Annotated in this window: 4 protein-coding genes; all 4 read right to left on the reverse strand. The window is 59.9% G+C overall.

What is annotated here, in order from left to right; genetic code table 11:
* A partial coding sequence (locus tag ENZ74_RS35845; RefSeq protein WP_127313219.1) for a twin-arginine translocation signal domain-containing protein occupies positions 1-95 on the reverse strand: 95 nt, incomplete at its 3' end.
* Positions 96-524: 429 nt separating this feature from the next.
* Positions 525-1,040, reverse strand: coding sequence for a winged helix DNA-binding protein (locus ENZ74_RS29910; RefSeq protein ID WP_008875359.1), 516 nt, complete (start codon positions 1,038-1,040; stop codon positions 525-527).
* A 238-nt stretch (positions 1,041-1,278) separates the two neighbouring features.
* Entirely contained in the window at positions 1,279-1,701 is a 423-nt protein-coding gene (locus ENZ74_RS29915; RefSeq protein ID WP_024504684.1) for a DUF6163 family protein, read from the reverse strand.
* A partial coding sequence (locus tag ENZ74_RS29920; protein ID WP_164761316.1) for an enoyl-CoA hydratase/isomerase family protein occupies positions 1,698-2,169 on the reverse strand: 472 nt, incomplete at its 5' end. The genes ENZ74_RS29915 and ENZ74_RS29920, both read right to left, overlap by 4 nt.

Raw genomic sequence — 2,169 nt, forward strand, 5'->3', positions numbered from 1 at the left:
TCACCGATCACATCCTGCGCATTGGCGCCGCCGGCGACCACCGCGGCTGCGAGCGCGGAGGCTCCGGACAGGAAAAAACGACGGCTGGTTTTCATGGACGTTCCAGACATTGGTAGCAGTTCGATCACTTGCTGCGTTGATCACCGGGCGATCTCGCCCGCACTGTAAAATTGGCAATCTTAACAATTAGCCAACCATGGTCCGTATCAGCTTGGTGTGACAATGCACAGGCGCGATACGGGCTGCGGGTGAACGCATGGCCTTCACCACAGCATCACTGCCATTCTCGGTTCCATTGGAATATGGCGGCAACGTGGCCTTGCGGCCAAATCCGACCGGCCAGCATTCCGAAAAGAACGGACCGTGCTTTTTGGGTATCGATCGGCGATCGACCACGCGGTGCAATGACCAGCCAAATCAAAGAAAGGCCGATGCCTCTCGGCACCGGCCCTGACTGAAGGTCGATATTTCGGCCGCGCTTCTGTGGCGCGGGCCGGATCCGATGCGGCGGATGTCTTACATCCTTACATCCGGTAGGCGATGGTGTCGTTCCAGAAGCGGTCGAGCCGCTGCAAAGCGCGGTTCATCTGCTTGAACTCATCGGTGTTGATGCCGCCGACCTGTTCGATCGAGCCGACATGACGCTCATAGAGGCCGGCGACGACCTCGGCCACCTCATTGCCCTTCGGCGTCAGCGAGACACGGACCGAACGGCGGTCGATGCGCGAGCGCTGATGGTTGATGAAGCCGAGATCGACCAGCTTCTTCAGATTGTAGGAGACGTTCGAGCCGAGATAGTAGCCACGCGAGCGCAGCTCGCCCGCGGTCAGTTCGGAATTGCCGATGTTGAACAGCAGCAGTGCCTGGATGGCATTGATGTCGGAACGGCCGTTGCGGTCGAATTCGTCTTTGATCACATCAAGCAGGCGGCGGTGCAGCCGTTCAACAAGCTGCAGCGATTCCATGTACAGGGAACGGATAGCCTCACGGCGATCGTCGGATACGTTGGCGGTCTTCGCCGCCGGACGCGAATTGATCATTGTCTTTGCCTCTCGTTTGTCGCCCTGGTGATTTTTTGTTTTTCACCTTGATCGCGACACTATCGAATACTCATAAAATTCGACTTAAACGCTAGGGCTAACAAGAGCTTACCGGTAAGAGGTTTCGGAAGAGGCTTAACGAACGGTCACCCGAGCAAGGATAATTAACCTAAAGATTTCGGCAACGATTGCAGGGCTCATTCGAGGCGACAGCCGGGCCGCCAATGGGTTCAACGGCTTAGTGGCGGACCGGGCGCTTCTGCAGGTAGATGACGACGCGAAAGACGACGTAGAGCACCGCCACCGCCGCATGCGAGACGACAATCAGCAAGCGGTGGCCGAACAACTCGGGAAAGCCGGCGTACATGACCGTCTCGGTCACCGCGCAAATGAACCATATCACCGGGCCCCAGGACGCCAGCATCCACAGGCCGGCAGCGGCAAAGGGAAAGAACACGGCGAGCACCACCGCCGCGACCTGCCAGTGCACGGGCATCAGGTCGAAACGCCACAGTGTGCCCGGATAAAAGCCGATCAGCTTGATCCAGTAGAGAATGCCGAACAGCAGGCAGTAGCCCGATATGACGCGCTGGAACCAGGCGAAGATCACCTCCACCCCCGAGGGCTGCAGAACGATGCGCCTTGAGGTCACCTCGCTCATATCAGGAGTTCCCGTTCGCCGAGCGGAGCGAAATAGGCGTCGACATCCGCTTCGCTGACCGCTGCGAGGCTTGCCGGCCGCCATTGCGGCTTCGAGCCCTTGTCGATGATGGCAGCGCGGATGCCTTCGTAGAAATCATGGCCGGCGAGCATCCGGTTGAGGATGCGGAACTCCATCTTCATGCAGGCTTCCATGGACAGCGTCAGTCCGGCGCTGATCTGCCGCCAGGCGACGCGCAGGCTGGTCGGCGAGCGGGTGCGGATCGTCGCCAGCGTCTTTGCCGCGAACTCATCGGCGGCGGCCGCACGCTCGAGGCTGTCGATGACGCGGTTCAGGGACGGTTGCGAAAAATGACGGACAATCGCCTCCAGCGTCGGCCTGTCGGTTTCTCGCCTTGCCTGCACGAAGAAGCCGCGCAGCACCGATTCCGGATCGCCGGTCAACGCCAGCCGGTCGAGGAAGCCAGCC

Source organism: Mesorhizobium sp. M7A.F.Ca.CA.002.15.2.1, from assembly GCF_003998715.1.
Classification (GTDB): Bacteria; Pseudomonadota; Alphaproteobacteria; order Rhizobiales; family Rhizobiaceae; genus Mesorhizobium; species Mesorhizobium ciceri.

Bases quoted from the DNA above. Each gene is read 5' to 3' on its own strand.
- ENZ74_RS29910 (WP_008875359.1), bottom strand. From the start codon at position 1,040: ATGATCAATTCGCGTCCGGCGGCGAAGACCGCCAACGTATCCGACGAT.
- ENZ74_RS29915 (WP_024504684.1), bottom strand. From the start codon at position 1,701: ATGAGCGAGGTGACCTCAAGGCGCATCGTTCTGCAGCCCTCGGGGGTG.